11 protein-coding genes and 1 other RNA gene are annotated in these 15,845 nt (G+C 38.3%); 11 read left to right on the forward strand and 1 reads right to left on the reverse strand.

Annotated features, from left to right (window positions below; translation table 11 throughout):
- The first annotated feature begins 26 nt into the window (after positions 1-26).
- The 8 genes from HMPREF9455_RS11920 to HMPREF9455_RS20730 all read left to right on the forward strand — a co-directional run bounded on the left by HMPREF9455_RS11920 (position 27) and on the right by HMPREF9455_RS20730 (position 11,141).
- Positions 27-1,187, forward strand: a complete 1,161-nt coding sequence (locus HMPREF9455_RS11920; RefSeq protein WP_006799953.1) for an imelysin family protein — start codon at positions 27-29, stop codon at positions 1,185-1,187.
- A gap of 130 nt (positions 1,188-1,317) precedes the next feature.
- Positions 1,318-2,706 carry a di-heme oxidoredictase family protein gene (locus HMPREF9455_RS11925; RefSeq protein WP_006799954.1) on the forward strand — a complete coding sequence of 463 codons (1,389 nt, stop codon included), beginning with the start codon at positions 1,318-1,320 and terminating at the stop codon, positions 2,704-2,706.
- A 25-nt stretch (positions 2,707-2,731) separates the two neighbouring features.
- A complete protein-coding gene (locus tag HMPREF9455_RS11930) occupies positions 2,732-3,952 on the forward strand; it encodes a porin (RefSeq protein ID WP_006799955.1) in 1,221 nt (406 codons plus the stop codon).
- A gap of 11 nt (positions 3,953-3,963) precedes the next feature.
- A complete protein-coding gene (locus tag HMPREF9455_RS11935) occupies positions 3,964-4,689 on the forward strand; it encodes a hypothetical protein (protein WP_006799956.1) in 726 nt (241 codons plus the stop codon).
- Positions 4,690-4,701: 12 nt separating this feature from the next.
- Complete coding sequence (locus HMPREF9455_RS11940; RefSeq protein ID WP_006799957.1) at positions 4,702-5,838, forward strand: Rid family hydrolase; 1,137 nt, start codon at positions 4,702-4,704, stop codon at positions 5,836-5,838.
- A gap of 19 nt (positions 5,839-5,857) precedes the next feature.
- Positions 5,858-8,245, forward strand: coding sequence for a cytochrome c biogenesis protein CcsA (locus HMPREF9455_RS11945; RefSeq protein WP_006799958.1), 2,388 nt, complete (start codon positions 5,858-5,860; stop codon positions 8,243-8,245).
- A 228-nt stretch (positions 8,246-8,473) separates the two neighbouring features.
- Positions 8,474-8,870, forward strand: a transfer-messenger RNA (tmRNA) gene (ssrA, locus tag HMPREF9455_RS21080).
- A 1,053-nt stretch (positions 8,871-9,923) separates the two neighbouring features.
- Positions 9,924-11,141: a site-specific integrase gene (locus HMPREF9455_RS20730; RefSeq protein ID WP_169312445.1), complete on the forward strand. Its 1,218-nt coding sequence runs from the start codon at positions 9,924-9,926 to the stop codon at positions 11,139-11,141.
- Positions 11,142-11,486: 345 nt separating this feature from the next.
- Here the strand turns inward: HMPREF9455_RS20730 and HMPREF9455_RS11960 are convergent, their stop codons facing one another.
- Positions 11,487-12,344 carry a helix-turn-helix domain-containing protein gene (locus HMPREF9455_RS11960; protein WP_006799960.1) on the reverse strand — a complete coding sequence of 286 codons (858 nt, stop codon included), beginning with the start codon at positions 12,342-12,344 and terminating at the stop codon, positions 11,487-11,489.
- 479 nt (positions 12,345-12,823) lie between these two features.
- Here HMPREF9455_RS11960 and HMPREF9455_RS11965 point away from each other — a divergent pair, with 479 nt between their 5' ends.
- From HMPREF9455_RS11965 to HMPREF9455_RS11975, 3 genes are all read left to right on the forward strand, one after another.
- Positions 12,824-14,062, forward strand: coding sequence for a FimB/Mfa2 family fimbrial subunit (locus HMPREF9455_RS11965; protein WP_006799961.1), 1,239 nt, complete (start codon positions 12,824-12,826; stop codon positions 14,060-14,062).
- Positions 14,063-14,210: 148 nt separating this feature from the next.
- Positions 14,211-15,206 (forward strand): hypothetical protein, encoded by a 996-nt coding sequence (locus HMPREF9455_RS11970; RefSeq protein WP_006799962.1) that lies wholly within the window; start codon positions 14,211-14,213, stop codon positions 15,204-15,206.
- A 26-nt stretch (positions 15,207-15,232) separates the two neighbouring features.
- The gene (locus HMPREF9455_RS11975; RefSeq protein ID WP_006799963.1) at positions 15,233-15,838 is read left to right on the forward strand and encodes a DUF3575 domain-containing protein; all 606 of its coding nucleotides are present in this window, start codon (positions 15,233-15,235) and stop codon (positions 15,836-15,838) included.
- The last annotated feature ends 7 nt before the right edge of the window (positions 15,839-15,845 follow it).

The raw sequence follows: 15,845 nt of genomic DNA on the forward strand, positions 1-15,845 counted from the left end.
TCAATTTTACATAATAACCAAAAATAATGAAAAAATTAAGCGTTTATTTTTTACTGTTGTTCTCTGCTTTATATTTCTTTTCTTCATGCGGTGAAGACAGTCCTGAAGGTGAATTTACAGATGACGGGTATGGATATGATTTTACCCAGGTGCTAAAGGTGTATACAGACGATGTTATACTTCCTACCTATGCAGATATGAAAAATAAGGCATGGACCCTTTACGATGCGGTGCAAACATTCAGTACCAGTACAGGAAGAACACAAGCAAATCTGAATGCAGTCTGTGCAGCCTGGCGTGCCACACGTATCCCCTGGGAGCAAAGTGAAAGTTGTTTGTACGGACCGGCAGACAGGCTGGGTCTCGACCCTTCTTTGGACTCATGGCCTCTGAAGAAAGGAGATATAGATAAAATAATCAATTCCGGAAGTATTACTATCGATAAGATTATGGACCCGGGCGTTCACGGTTTTCACACAATCGAATATCTGATATTCTCGGATGGAAATCCTAAAGTGCTTTCCACTACACCTCTTTCCGAAGCAGAAATCCAATATTTAGTAATCGCGACCGAATACCTTAGAAACGACTGCATCATGTTGTGGGCTGCATGGAATGGAACTCAAAATATCAGTGCAAAGGATCAGGCTGTGATCAATACATTTGACGAAGATCCTACCCAATACAATTTTGCTTATAATTTCAAGAATGCAATAACAAGCAGTGGTGTTGACCTTGCCACAATGGATGATGCCATTGATAATATAATTGAAGGATGTGCCGGAATCGCAGATGAGGTAGCCGCCCAGAAAATAGGAGCTCCGAGAGATTTGGCTCTGGATGGAAGAACCGACGAAGCGGTTCTCGAAGTGGAGTCATGGTATAGCTGGAACTCAATCGATGACTATGCAAACAATATCATCAGTATTCGCAACTCGTATTTCGGGGGATTGAATAAAACTACATCCAACAGAAGCCAACACAGCATGTCTGTTTTTGTAGAGTCTAAGAATGCAGTTTTAGATGCAGAGATTACTGCGGCAATCGATAAAGCTTATAAAGCGATTAATGAAGGGATGCAACGCCCTTTCCGTAACAATCTGACCGGAGCTAAAGTGGATGCGGCAATAGATGCTTGTACCGATTTACAATTGAGTTTCGAGAAAATTAAACAGCTGAAAGATTAATAATCTCTTTTCTCTATACTAAGTAATCAACAAATAGGAGAATCAGGGAATAACAATATTACTTAGATTCTGACAGATTTATGAAAAACTATTTATGTTAAGATATAAATTCTTAAAAGTTGGTGTCGTGATGTGTCTTTGCATCACGGCATTTACTGCTTGTAGCGACAACGACGATGATATCATTTACAAGCCCAATGGAAAAGTTGCACATCCGGACGAATTATCGGCCGGAACATCTACCGTATTTATGTCCGGGATCAGGGCATATGATACTCCTGCGCCGTGGGTGAAGGGTGATATGTTGACCCGATTCAATCTGGGAGATCAACTTTATGATGATCCCCGGACAACAGACCAGTCCGATCCGAACAAAGGAGGGCTTGGGCCTCTCTATGCAGGTTATTCGTGCGGAAGTTGCCATAAGAATGCAGGGCGGACTTATCCCACTCTTTTTTCGGAAGGAGGTTCCGGTAAATATGGCTTCTCTTCTATGCTTGCTTATATTACACGAAAGAATGGAGCCTTTTTTCGTCAATATGGACGAGTCTTGCATGATCAATCTATTGTAGGGGTTGAACCGGAGGGAAAGCTTAAGGTAACTTATGAAGAGAAAGAGTATTCTTTTCCTGATGGTGAAAAGTATTCCCTTATCACTCCTCATTATTCTATTTCGGAATGGTATGCCGATGAAATAAAACCCGAAGATCTGATTATTGATGTACGTATCCCTCTCCGGCATGTAGGTATGGGGCAGATAATGGCACTCGATCCCGATGAATTGAGAAGCTTGGCTGCACAAAGCAACTATCCCGAATACGGAATTTCGGGACGGCTTGCCGTCATACAGGAGCGCAACAAAACTATGATAGGAGTGGGCGGGAATAAAGCACATCATGCAGACCTGACTGTAGAATTAGGTTTCTCGTCCGACCTCGGAGTTACAAACGACCGCTACCCGCTTGAAGTGAGTGAAGGGCAGTCTCAGAACGTTGGTTACTCACATTACGGTATCCAGATATCAACGCATGATATGGAGAATGTCGATCTGTATCTGAGCACATTGGGTGTTCCCGCACGGCGGAATGTTACGCATGAACTGGTGAAAAAAGGCGAAGAGAACTTCTATAAAGCCAAATGTCATCTGTGCCATACCCCGACTTTACACACCCGGCAGGATGCCCCTGTTTTGTTGAACGGGACACGCCTTCCGTGGCTGTGCAACCAGACGATACATCCGTACAGCGATTTTCTCTTGCATGATATGGGACGTGAGCTGGACAGCGGTTATAAATCGGGAGCCGCCTATACCTATGAGTGGCGTACAACTCCGTTGTGGGGTATTGGTTTGCAGGAAACTGTAAACGGACATACGCACTTTCTGCACGACGGGCGTGCCCGGAACCTTCTTGAGGCTATCATGTGGCATGGAGGCGAGGGTAGTGTGTCGCGGGAGTTGTTCAGCCGCATGTCGAAAGAAGACAGGGACGCTTTGCAGATATTCCTCAATTCACTTTAAACTAAATAGAAAAGAATACATTAATATGAAATTCAGATTTTTATTATTCGCAGGATTACTTCTATCCGTAAATTTATTAGCACAGGAGAGTGATAATAATGATAAATATATCGAAAGCGATGTTATCCCTCTTGCCGGAAAGAAAGGATTCAGCTTCGAAAGTAAGGCCGGGGACTTTGTTTTTAAGCCCTTTGCTCTTGTACAGGCGTCGGCCAAGATGAATTACTACGATGATGAGCAGATTGGCGCCGACGATCAGGACAATGTAGCCAATAGCGGCTTTGAGATAGGAAACGCATTGATCGGCTTTGCCGGAAAGGCTTTCGGGAAAGTAACGTTTAATCTTACATTGAATGCGGCTCAGTCGGGAGATGCTTTGCTTCAGCAGGCATGGGCAGACCTCAATCTGAAAGATGAATTGCGCTTCCGAGTGGGGAAATTTAAAACTCCCTTTAATCAGGCTTATCTGGTGACATTGGGGGAAACGCTTTTCCCATCGTTACCTGTTTCGCTCACTGCTCCGGTTAATATTCCATATTCTATAAATTCAGTCAATCCTAATTTTGCGACCGGATTCGATCTTGGTGTACAGGTACATGGCTTGATCAAGAATAAATGGGAATACAGGGTCGGCATTTTTAATGGAACAGGCATAACAGTGAATAGCGCGAAGAAGACTATCAGCGACGATCTGCACATCCCATCACTGCTATACTCGGGGCGTATTGCTTATATGCCTAAAGGTGTGATGCCTACCCATCAGGGAAGCCCCGATGATTTGAATAATAATAAATTTTTAGTTGCGCTTTCTTCTTCTTACAATGTGGAAGCCAACTGGCAGGCAAGTAATGATTTTCGTGCAGGTCTGGAGTTTTCCTATTTATATAATCGCTGGTATATTTCGGCAGAAGCCTATTATTTAAATATGGATTTTGTAGAAAGGCAGCAGGTTTCTCATTCTTACGATTTTGTCGGCGGCTATATTCAGGGAGGTTATTTTGTGAATCCGAAAATGCAATTGGCGGCGCGATATGATTTCTTCGACCGCAACTCATCCAGGACCGATGGTATCCTGAATGCCCCGGCAGTAGGGTTCAATTATTATATCGTCGGTTATAACCTGAAATTACAGGCTATGTACCAGTATCTGGGTAAATGGGGACACGAAAACCAACTCGAGAGGGATAATGATGATTTAGGCCTTGCACAACATTTTGCACAGGTAATGTTCCAATTTTCTTTCTGATAAATAAAATCATGGGAAAGAATAATTTGATAAAATTTTGGATATTGTTTGTCGTCTCATTGCCTGTCATTACTTCAGGTTGCGATAGTGGGGATATATATCCTAAAGATAAGAGTTCGGGCGGAACGGATGTAGATGTTTCTGTCAGTTTCCATTTTACACACATCGAGGCCTTTCCTGAAAGCTATAAGATAGTATTCGGATCTTTCAACGATGATCTGGCGTATCCAATATCATCGAAAGTAATATCTAAACCCTCAGATAATGGAGTGGTTACGGTCTCGTTGGCTAATATTCCGGAGAATACAACATATCTGGCATTATACCTCGTACAAGAGCATAGTAACTATAAGATTTATCCTTTTTATACCTATCCGATAATCAGTATGCCAAAGGAAGATTTTGAGATTCCACTTCAAAATATCGATTTGGCAATGTTTGGGCGGGTGCAGAAACAGGTGTTTTCTCAATGCCTCCAGTGTCACGGGGGAAGCGGATTTGCCGCAGCAGGCCTGCATTTAACCGAAGGGAAGAGCCATGAAGACTTGGTAGGCATAACCGCATTGCACAATACGGATAAAAAGCGGATAAGCCCGGGGAATATTCAGAATAGTTATCTGATGGATATATTGAAAGGCGAAGCCTTGCCCAATCAGCATTCGAGCCTGTCGTCACTTAAAGATGATGATATTGTGCTGGTCGAGCAGTGGATAAAAGGCGGGGCTAAAAGTGAATAATCATAAACAGAAATGGAATATATAAATATAGGATGGGACGACTTGTCCGTCAATATAAATTTAAGTTGCTTCTTACCCGAAGGCGGGGTGGCAGAATATCATGCCATTATTGAGCTGAATAATAACTATAGAAATGCTGAAATTCAGTACAGAGATATAGAAGCCGCACTGGAACGTTTACAACAGTCGGACATATTAGATAGTTCCGCATTGGTATTGAAACGGTACTTTGTGAGTGATGCTGTCAATCAATCCCAATTTTTGAACCGGAAGAACGAGGACGCTGCCGTTTCTGTTGTACAACAGCCTCCTCTGAATGGAACAAAAGTATCTGTATGGGCATACTTTGTCGCTGATAGTGGAATATATACAGACGGTTATGGTACAACAGTTTTGTCGCGCCCTCATTTCAAGCATATCTATAATACTCAATTGCAAAAATCATTGAAGGATGAGTATGCCGAGACGGAATGTATTTTTAATACATATCTGGAATCATTGTATCTGCATGGCTGCACGTTGAAGGATAATTGTATCCGCACCTGGATATATGTGCAGGGAGTAGATGTTCATTACTCAGATATGGTAAAGGCCCGTATTGCCTGCTTCAACAGGGAAGACCTGAATAAAGAGACTCACTATATTGCAAGTACGGGTATAGAAGGGCGGTATACTGACGCTCAGACATTGGTATTGATGGACGCTTATGCTGTTAAAGGTATTTCTCAGGAACAAATCAAATATCTCCATGCCTCTACTCACCTGAATCCTACCCATGAATACGGGGTGACTTTCGAGCGGGGAACTACGGTCGATTATGGTGATCGCAGGCATATTTTCATATCAGGTACGGCCAGCATAGATAATAAAGGGGAAATTGTACATCTTACCAACATTGAAAAACAGGTAGAGCGGACAATAGAGAACATAGAAGTTCTGCTCGCAGAGGCGGATGCGGTGATGAATGATATTTCGAAAATGATTGTATATCTGCGCGATACGGCGGATTATCAGATAGTTTCCGATTATCTTGATAAATATTATAAAGAACTGCCTAAAGTAATCGTCTGGGCTCCTGTCTGCCGTCCGGGATGGCTGATAGAAATAGAATGTATTGCAATCAAAAAAAATAGAAGCGAACTGGTTTGAAAAATTCTGATCTTGACAGATGAAAAATAGATTGCTGGCATTGTTCTCATTGCAGAAGCTTCCTTTTTGGGGTGTTTTTGTCCTTTCCGTTATTATGGCTTTGGCAACCTTTGTGGAAAAGAGTCATGGCTCGGAATATACCTATTCTCATATATACGGCTCATGGTGGTTTTCCGGTTTGTGGGGATTATTGGTTGTACTTAGTCTTATGGGAATCGTAAAAGGTCAGATATATAAGAATTTACCGTTACTATTCGTCCATATTTCCTTTATACTGATACTAGCCGGGGCTTTTTGTACAAAACTGTTTGCCGAACATGGCTATGTTATTCTCAATAAAGATACGGATTGTAGCAAAATGCAGGCTGACGCGGATACCGTTGAGCTACCTTTCCGGATGCGGCTGGATACTTTCTATGTTTCATACTATGCAGGGACGAATGCTCCGGCCGACTATATTTCGCATTTCTCTATAATGGATAAACTTTCGGGTAAAACCACGATAGGGGAGGTGTCTATGAATAATATATTCAGTTACAATGGCTACCGCTTCTATCAGTCGTCTTTCGAAGACGATTGGCGAACAAGTATATTGAGTGTCAACCATGATAGTTGGGGGATCCCTCTTACCTATGCCGGTTATGTCTTATTCGTTTTAGCGATGATCTGGTATTTATTCTCGCCCCAAAATGCTTTCCGGAAGTTACTGGATCATCCCCTCCTGAAAAAAGCATTGATAATCATATTATTTATTATTCCGGTATCCTGTTTTTCTCAGATTCTTACTAAGGATAGCTTGTCCGTAAACAAAAAGCAAGCAAAGGAATTCTGTAAATTATGGATGCTGTACGATGGAAGAATAAGCCCTGTAACAACCTTTGCCCATGATTTTACTTTGAAAATTACAGGAAAGACATCATTCAGTTATCTCGATGCAAATCAGTTCCTGATGGGATTTCTCTTTTTTCCTGACAAATGGCAGCAGGTAGCCTTGTTCGAGGTAAAGGATGGTATGCTGAAAGAAGAATTAAATGCCGAGACCGAAAAAGCTGCATTGATAGATTTCTATGATCCGGAAGGTAACTATAAGCTAAGTAAGTATTGGAAAGATTTGACCGGTAATTCGCCAAAAACGTCTTTACTCAAAGAGGTGGAAAAGCTGGACGAGAAGATACAATTAATCAATATTCTTCATAACGGGAGCCTTTTGCAGATATATCCGCAAAAGATTGATAATGATGTAAAGTGGTTTTACCCTACGCAAAATCTCAGGACTAAAGATGAACAGAAAAATATAAAACTGATAAGGAATTCTCTTTTGTCTTATTATCAGGCAATTTCGGTCAATAGCGAAGAGAATGCGAAGCTTGCTCTTGAAACGATAAGTGATTATCAGAAAGCGAATGCAGCGGAAGTGCTTCCTTCAGACCTGCATCGTGATATAGAGATCTTTTATACCAATGTAAATTTTACCTCGATCTTGTTTAAAATAAATCTTACTCTGGGATTATTGTCTCTCTTATGTGTCTTTTTTCTGGCGGATAAGAGGGTTAAGCATGCAGATAAGATATTCTTCCTTCTGCTTATTTTATCTTTTATCGTGCATACCTTTTCTATTGGTGTCAGGACGTACATAGGAGGACGATTGCCGTTCAGTAACGGATTTGAAACGATGCTTCTTATTGCATGGTCAGCCATGTTGATCGCTGTTTTAGCAGGACACAAAATGCCTCTGATAGTATCATTCGGCTACTTAATCTCGGGCTGTTCTCTTTTGGTCGCTCATTTGGGTATGATGAATCCCCGGATAACGCCATTGGTACCCGTCCTTTCTTCCCCACTGTTAAGCATTCACGTATCAGTGATTATGCTTGCCTATACACTATTGGCTTTTATTATGCTTAATAGTCTTATTTCATTGATACAAATAGCTCTATGTAGGAATAAAGATGTTGGGGATACTCTGAAAAAGTTGGAGCAGAATAAAATCTACAGTCTGATCTGTCTCTATCCCGGTCTTTTATTCTTGGGCGCCGGTATTTTTATTGGCGCTGTATGGGCAAATATATCGTGGGGACGTTATTGGGGATGGGACCCGAAAGAGGTATGGGCGCTGATAACATTTCTTGTGTACAGTCTGGTTATTCACCAGAAAAATCTGAAGCTATTTACAGATCTGTTTTTCTTTCATGCCTTTGGCCTACTGTCATTCTCCACAGTGTTGATGACATATTTTGGTGTGAACTACTTTCTTGGGGGAATGCATAGTTATGCGGGGGAGATGCAATTCGATTTTACCATTATTCTCACTACATTGATAGGTCTGGTGATAGCCGGATTGCTATGCATCTCTTATAGAAAATATAAAAAGATTATAGACAGTTATTTACGGAAATCTCAAGAATAGGTTTTGGCAGGGAGTTCTCGAGTAAATAGAATTCCAAAGAGCTCCTTATAAGTGTTGACGCCAAAGAAGTAGGGGTATCAAAAGATCATATGTACGGATATAGATATTCTTTAACTTGTTATGTATCTCAAAAAGAATTATCTTTGTAGCAGATATTGTATTAATAAACATTACTCGATATCTTAGATTGATATTAAAATGTTGTATATCAATTGTAAATAAACCAATGGGGCTGACTGGCTTTGACAGCGAGATGAAATGGTTTGTAAGCATGCAGTGCATAGTCGGCTGGCACTATAATCTTAGACGTCACAAATTTAACTGGCAATAACAATTACGCTCTTGCTGCTTAATCGAAGTATAGTAGATATAGCTTAATCCTTGCACAGGTGTAAGGACAAGACATCACCCGGAAGCTGTGGCTTCGAAGCGTACCGATAAGGTGGTGCAGGCAAATCGGAGATAGGATAGGAGAGGCTTCGGCTTTTATCTGAAATAAAGAAGCTAAGGTTTAGATTGGTGGCTTCGGTCTTGTCTACTCCCTACAATTTAAGCGAAGATAAGCATGTAGAAAGCAAATTAGTTCCTTGTTTGGACGAGGGTTCAATTCCCTCCAGCTCCACAAAGAAAAACCGCTATTTTAGCGGTTTTTTTAATTTAAAATATGACGAACAATCGTCTATTTCAGAAAAAGGCAGATTAAAAGCTTCCGGATAAATAGGACATACATATATTCTTATTATCTTTATGTCTAATTCATATAAAATCATAGACCATAAAGAAAAATGACTATAGCTTAGAGTAAGTTATACTGGTAAATACAAATTTAAGATAAGGCTTTATATTGTTTTTTCGATTCAGTAAAGGTGAATCCGCTACGTTTAATTGGGAAAAGAAAGAGTTTCTTAAAGAATCCCTAAAGTAGGATTCTGCATATTGCGGGTTTATATATTAGTACTGATAAATATTATTACAGAGGAATTTATACAATCCAATACTGGATTAAGTATAAACAATCCAGGATTTACGGTTTGCTTCACTCATTGGGTTTGCTTCCTAACGAAACAAAGGTTACTATTAAAGAGAGATGAGGCCAAAAGACGACAGACAAAAGAAGATATAAAATTTTTTTTAAGAATGTGAAGACTACGGTAAGAGACACTATCCTCTTTACGATGATTTCGGTTTGTTTGGTATCGCTATATGATTCTCCATATAGCTTTTAGATCATAATTGCTTACAAACAGATTTCTGAGGAAGGATTATAGGCTTTAAATATGTAAATCTTATAGGATAGCCTATGCAAAAGAGTATTTCTTATCCGTCTAAAAACATTAAAAAAAGCTTTTAAACATACGAAGGTAGAGACCAGGGCATTCCCTATATTGACAATGTCAGGCATTTATATATCCGAATATGGAGATTCATCATCTCCCTGCTTAAGTTGAGTCGAGGGAGGCTGATTTTATAATTATATAGGGAAAGTAATTCCCATACATATATTTTGTCTTATCATAGAATATGTCTCAAGAGTGTGACTATTAATACCACATGAATCTATTTAAAATATTTAAGTAATTAATTTTTTAGTATTTATATAAAGAGCTTAATAATGGCGACTATGTCTTTTATCTACCGTTCCTCATCTCGAGGAGCGGATTATGTTGGGAGTTTGAATATGAGATTCATCCATCATCGAAAAATTAAACAGTTAAGTATTCCGTTCAAATTATATCCTGAAGAATGGGATGCTGTTCAGCAACGAATAGTGCATAAATATCCTGATAGAGAATCGTATGTGCTTCAAGCAGAAAAGTATTTGAAACAAAGTAAAAGTCTGTTTGAACAGACTGTGTGTGCATTGGAGAAAGATGGACATTATGATGTGGAGGATATTGCCCTCCATTTTAGAGACGATTCCTCTGATATAAGTCTTCAGCAACTGGTTAGGCAATTATCTTGTGAATTAATCCGCCTCGGACAAGAGCGTACGGCCCGGGCTTACCGAACTGCGGCTTATGGACTTATAGAATTCAATAAAGGGAAAGATATTCCTATGATTCAAATTGACAACTTTCTTATTCGAAACTATGAGCGCTCTATGAAAGAAAAAGGACGTAGTTTGAATACTATTTCTTTTTACATGCGAAATCTACGAGCTATTTATAATAAAGCCGTTCGCAAAGGATTTGTAGAGAATAAGAACGAAAACCCATTTTGGGAAGTTTATACAGGAGTAGATAAAACACGGAAACGAGCGCTTGATCAGGATGAAATTCTGCGACTGCATAACCTGAAATTCTCTCAATTTCCCGACAGTGAAAAAGCAGTTAATTCAGTAAATGATGAGAGTCTGTATAAAGCCTGGCGTTTATTTTTCTTTTGTTTTCATACCCGCGGTATGAGTTTTGTAGATATGGCATATTTGCGCAAAGATAATATTCAAGGTGAGCTCATCCGTTATTATCGAAAAAAAACAGGCCAATTGATTGAAATTAAGATCACACCCCGATTACAATTACTGATAGACAGCTTTGCTAACGATGTGAAGAACTCTCCTTATTTATTTCCTATTATTCACGATGATAATAAGTCCAAACGATTGTACTATGAGAGTGGGTTGCGCCAACAAAATCGGTATCTCAAGATATTAGCAGCTAAAGCCAATATTGATAAATCCTTATCCACACATGTATCCCGTCATAGTTGGGCGACAATGGCTAAAAAGGAGAATTTGCCTATATGGGTAATAAGTGAAAGTTTAGGTCACAATAATGAAAAAACGACTTATACTTACTTAGCATCTTTAGACCGTTCCGTATTAGACAATGCAAATGATATTGTTTCTGCTTCTATAGATATAAATGCACGAAAACAGTTGTTTGCGACAGACTGAGTACTTATCAATCTTATAACCTTGCAGAACTCATAAGATATTAACTCCTGTTTTTTCTTGCCTTCTACAAGGGCAGGCCGGGATTTGTTGTAATTCTAAGAAAAATCATCTTTTAGTAAATAGTATATATGCATAATTAATCAAAAAACTGTTAAAATATTTATAAATATGTCAATTCATAAATGTTAAATGTGTATCTTTACAACCAGTAGATTATTTACCATCAACTCCGTCACTTTAGAAGTGACAGGCAGAAGCCTAAAAATGGATACACAAATTTATTTAAATTTTAATATTAAACCTTATCAATAGCTACCCACTTATTCTGATTTTCCGCCAAACTTATTATTTTTCTCTTATATTGCCCGGCGGCTTTCCAAAATTAGCTTTACAAAAATCATTAAAACTCGGCAGTGATGCAAATCCGAAATCAGAGCTTATCTGTTTAAAGGTTTGATTGGTATTTCTTATCTCATGAAAGATTCTTTTAGCTTTCTGATCTTTCATCCATTTATATGGAGACAATCCAAATATACGTTTAAATCGTTTTTCGAAGCCGGAAGTTGTATAATTCATGGCATTAGCGAGCTCTCCTACCGACTTGTATTTATACCAGGTATCCATGATAGATGCTGCAAACTCATTTCCGCTTTTCAGGTCATATTGAAAGAACTCCCACAAGACATTTTTAGGATAAAACCATCGGAAGATATGAAATAACTCTTTTATTTTCAGTTGATAGAAAGATCTGCATTTTACGCCAATATGTATGTAATCAAGTAAATTATTAAGATATTTCTCTAAGCATTCATTCATCTCCAATGTAAATATACTATTTCCGGTAGAGGCTGAGCGTTTAACCTTATATAAGACGTCTTTCTCAAGATCTTTGAAATGATAGTTATCACAAAAACATGTATGCCCTTGTATACATATTACAAAGAAATTACTTTTTTCCAAAGCCTTACAAGTAAACTTATAGCCTGTAGGAAGATATAATATCTGCTTACATTTGATTTGACAATCAGAATATTCTCCAAACGAAAAAATAAGTCTTCCATCTAACAAGAATATTAGTTTATTGCCTAAAGACTGATTTTCCCATGATTCTCCCACTTCAATAGAGACAAATTCTATTGCGGGGTTTTTATCATGGTCATAGTTTATACATCTTAAATGCTCTTCTAAATATAAAATTCCCATAACACCCAAGTTTTCAATATGTTTAACAAATGTTTGTAAAAAAAATCATTCCTGTCTTTATTTATATATATAGCATCAAGTTCAAGTAGCTATTATTCAAATTAATAGCTATGAATTTACATACTATATATCCTTTCGGATAAATAATTTGTTTGACAGTTTGTAAAACTATTTGAAGGTTGGGTTAGTATTTTATATACTATATGTCAGCTATTTATATATCAGTGTCTATCTTCTGCCTGTCACTTCTAAAGTGACAGACAAATTAATAGAATGATAATATTATTACAAACTGGTAATAATAATATTATCAATAATATAACATGAGGCAAAATGAATTATTCAATGTTAAGGCTATTTGATTGAATTGTATATTAACAAATGTTGTTTGACATTGATAGAAACTGGATTGAGAGAGATTATTCGTTTTTTAATCAACTATATTATCTAAAATCTATTTTAAATTAAAAATTAGAAAAATGAAAAAAGTATTATTTAGCCTGGCCTCTGCCATTTTGCTATTGTCGTCTTGTGGTAGCGATGAAAATGTACCGGGTGGCAATGAAAATGTACCGGTGCCTTCAAATACGGGAAATTTAGTTACTGAAGTCATCTTTGATGGTATTACCACCAAAGATGCATCTTCAACAGCTATCCCCGTTACAAGTTGGAGCAACGTGAACAAAATACAATTGTTTTTATATAACTCAGTGAGTGGGGCTGTTGCTTTCTCAGATGTTATAGATCCATCAACATCTTCAACCAAGATTTTTAAATGGACAAATGTACCTCAGGGTACTTATGATCTGGCAATCGTGGCTAATATCAAGAGCGATGTCGACAATGTAGCTACTTCACTCGATGGCGGAACAACTTGGGCAAAATTTGATGCATACAATGTTTTGAATAAAAAACTTAATTCTGAATTGTTTATCGACCTGAAAGAATCTATCCTGCCTGCCGGACATACTTTCTCTCAAACGGCTGCATACTCGCCTGCTTCAGAAATATTCACAGCATATTCTTCAAATATAAAAATAGAAGAAGGAAAAACGACAGACCTTTCTTCTTCCCCATTAATGCTGAAAAGAGAAATATCATTGATGCGTGTACGCGTAGATAAAACTGACAAGAAAGACTCGGCGCCAAAATTGAGCACCGTAGACTTTGCTAATGCCAGCAATTTTATCGCTATAGGAAACATGCCTGTTGGTATAGGCCTCAAGTTGGGATCATTTGCCGGTGGTATTTATGAGACTGCTTCCGATGCTAACAGAATTATGATAGGTTCCAGTGGAACAAGTACTTATAATGATACCGATCCAACAACAGGCTATGATCCAAAAGTTATTGTAGATAGTAAATTTACACTATGGAAAGATATTCACGTATTGCCAAATGCTACCAAGGCAGAGGGAAAAGCTACTAATGCTAACGCAGATCCGGCAAGAGTGTATTTTATTATCCTTACAGGATGGGCTCCAACCGGATATGAGTATGCTGATGGAACAATAGCATCAAAACCTCAACCGGTATATTGGGCAGGTACAATCAAAGGTGTTTTCTCTCCGAATGTGATACGGGAAGTAAATATGACCATCAAATCGAAGGGATATCCCGAAATACCTGAACCTCAAAACGAAGGCACACTGATTATAGAAGTTGGCGCTCCTGAAAACTGGAACTCAAAAATAGAAAGCGAACAAGTCGAAGTCTAAATATTTGTGCCGGGTTTTTCATTAACAATCAAGATCTGAATAACTAATTGAACATTATTATCTTGCTCTTTTACTGGGACAATACTTGAATAAAGTATTGTTCCGGCAGAGCGGATAGTAGCTGGATGTTATCTTATTATCTAAAAAAATGAATAAAAGATATTACTTACAGTTTTTATATCTGCTTACTTTATTGTATTTATCATCATGTACATATGACTATTTCGAGGATGAAACCAATTATGAAATTTATGTACCCAAAGCTGATAAGAATATAAGAACAGAGACATATAGTATCGAGGATCTTAGCATCTTTATCTATAACGATGAACTTAAAAAGGAAAGATATTCCGGTAATCCATTTTCGGAAAATGCGCGAAGCAGGCTGGGGAATTTTAATTTCAGGCTTTATCCCGGTAGTTACAATGTATACTGCTTCACAAATGCCCAGGGAACACATTTTCAGGACTTAAACATATATGGTCAAGCCAGATTCGATCTGCAACAATCTACGGATGGAACTTATAAAGAACCTTCTGCTATCTATCTGGAGTATAGAACTCCAACAATAAACTTTCCTGGTCCGGTAGTTTCCGATACAGCTCTTTTCGAGCGGAAATATGTGGGACGTATTTGCATAGCTTTTAAGAATCTTTTCAAATTAGATGCTTCATTAACATATACCAATATAAAGAAAATAGATATTGAGGCTTCAGGTGTAGGTACCACCCAATATCTGTTGGCACTGAAAGACAGTACCAGTACCCGATCTTCGCGGAATAGTACATCTGATATAATGCGATTGAGCGGTAAAACATTCGATGTTGAATATAAAGATTTCGAATTCGGGGTTCAGAATTATTATTTTCCTTCGCCCGACTTATCCGGAGAAGGACGCGAGCAAGAACCTATTGTTTTAAAACTGAGCTTTATCGGGCAATCTGATAATACCTTATCAACTCTGACCATTCCTTTTACAGACAAAATGGGAACTCCAATCATCTTGCATATGAATGAGACTCACATAATAGAAGTTGATGGTGATAATATACAGATAATGAGATTGGAAGATCCCGAGAAATGGAATCCTCAGATAGAGTCGGAAGAAAACTCCGGACCCGGCGGTGGCGGAATAGGCGTATAAACAGATATTTATTAATTTATGAATCAATGAAACATTATTTTAAATACATTTTTACCGGTGCTATACTACTGATGTTCTTTTGTTATACTCCGGTAGTAAAATCTCAGGCACTGAAAACAAATATTCCTTTTATTTTGACCGGGAATCCCAATTTTGGTATTGAGTGGACTGTAGGACGGCAGCTTACAATAAACACAGACATCATGTGGATGCCTTATTTATTCAAAAAAAATGAAGAAGTATTTAGGGTACTTGTCGGCAGCCTCGATTTCAGATATTACCTCAATCCTAAGTATTATTATACAAATGACCTTTGGGACGGCTTTTATGTAGGCCCCTATGCAATGGCCGGAAATTTCAATATCGGACTAAAAAACAAGGACGAAGAGAAAACCAGTTACCGGCGTAAAGGATGGGGGATGTCGGCCGGAATCACAGCCGGATATAAATTCTATCTGTCGAGTCGTTTTCGCATAGACGTTAATCTTGGAGTAGGATATGCCTTATTGGAATATGATAAATATCAGCTAGGGGGTGAATATGCAAATTTCGCAGAGGAGATCAAAAAGACAAAAAATTATGTAGGACCCACTAAAATCGGAGTATCATTCGTGTATAATATATTCAGATAAAAGACTC

Origin of the sequence: Dysgonomonas gadei ATCC BAA-286 (assembly GCF_000213555.1) — a bacterium.
In the GTDB taxonomy this organism is placed as follows: Bacteria; Bacteroidota; Bacteroidia; order Bacteroidales; family Dysgonomonadaceae; genus Dysgonomonas; species Dysgonomonas gadei.

Excerpts from the sequence above, each read along its gene's own strand:
- HMPREF9455_RS11920 (WP_006799953.1), top strand. The coding sequence starts at position 27 with ATGAAAAAATTAAGCGTTTATTTTTTACTGTTGTTCTCTGCTTTATAT.
- HMPREF9455_RS11925 (WP_006799954.1), top strand. The coding sequence starts at position 1,318 with ATGTGTCTTTGCATCACGGCATTTACTGCTTGTAGCGACAACGACGAT.
- HMPREF9455_RS11930 (WP_006799955.1), top strand. The coding sequence starts at position 2,732 with ATGAAATTCAGATTTTTATTATTCGCAGGATTACTTCTATCCGTAAAT.
- HMPREF9455_RS11935 (WP_006799956.1), top strand. The coding sequence starts at position 3,964 with ATGGGAAAGAATAATTTGATAAAATTTTGGATATTGTTTGTCGTCTCA.
- HMPREF9455_RS11940 (WP_006799957.1), top strand. The coding sequence starts at position 4,702 with ATGGAATATATAAATATAGGATGGGACGACTTGTCCGTCAATATAAAT.
- HMPREF9455_RS11945 (WP_006799958.1), top strand. The coding sequence starts at position 5,858 with ATGAAAAATAGATTGCTGGCATTGTTCTCATTGCAGAAGCTTCCTTTT.
- HMPREF9455_RS20730 (WP_169312445.1), top strand. The coding sequence starts at position 9,924 with ATGAGATTCATCCATCATCGAAAAATTAAACAGTTAAGTATTCCGTTC.
- HMPREF9455_RS11960 (WP_006799960.1), bottom strand. The coding sequence starts at position 12,344 with ATGGGAATTTTATATTTAGAAGAGCATTTAAGATGTATAAACTATGAC.
- HMPREF9455_RS11965 (WP_006799961.1), top strand. The coding sequence starts at position 12,824 with ATGAAAAAAGTATTATTTAGCCTGGCCTCTGCCATTTTGCTATTGTCG.
- HMPREF9455_RS11970 (WP_006799962.1), top strand. The coding sequence starts at position 14,211 with ATGAATAAAAGATATTACTTACAGTTTTTATATCTGCTTACTTTATTG.
- HMPREF9455_RS11975 (WP_006799963.1), top strand. The coding sequence starts at position 15,233 with ATGAAACATTATTTTAAATACATTTTTACCGGTGCTATACTACTGATG.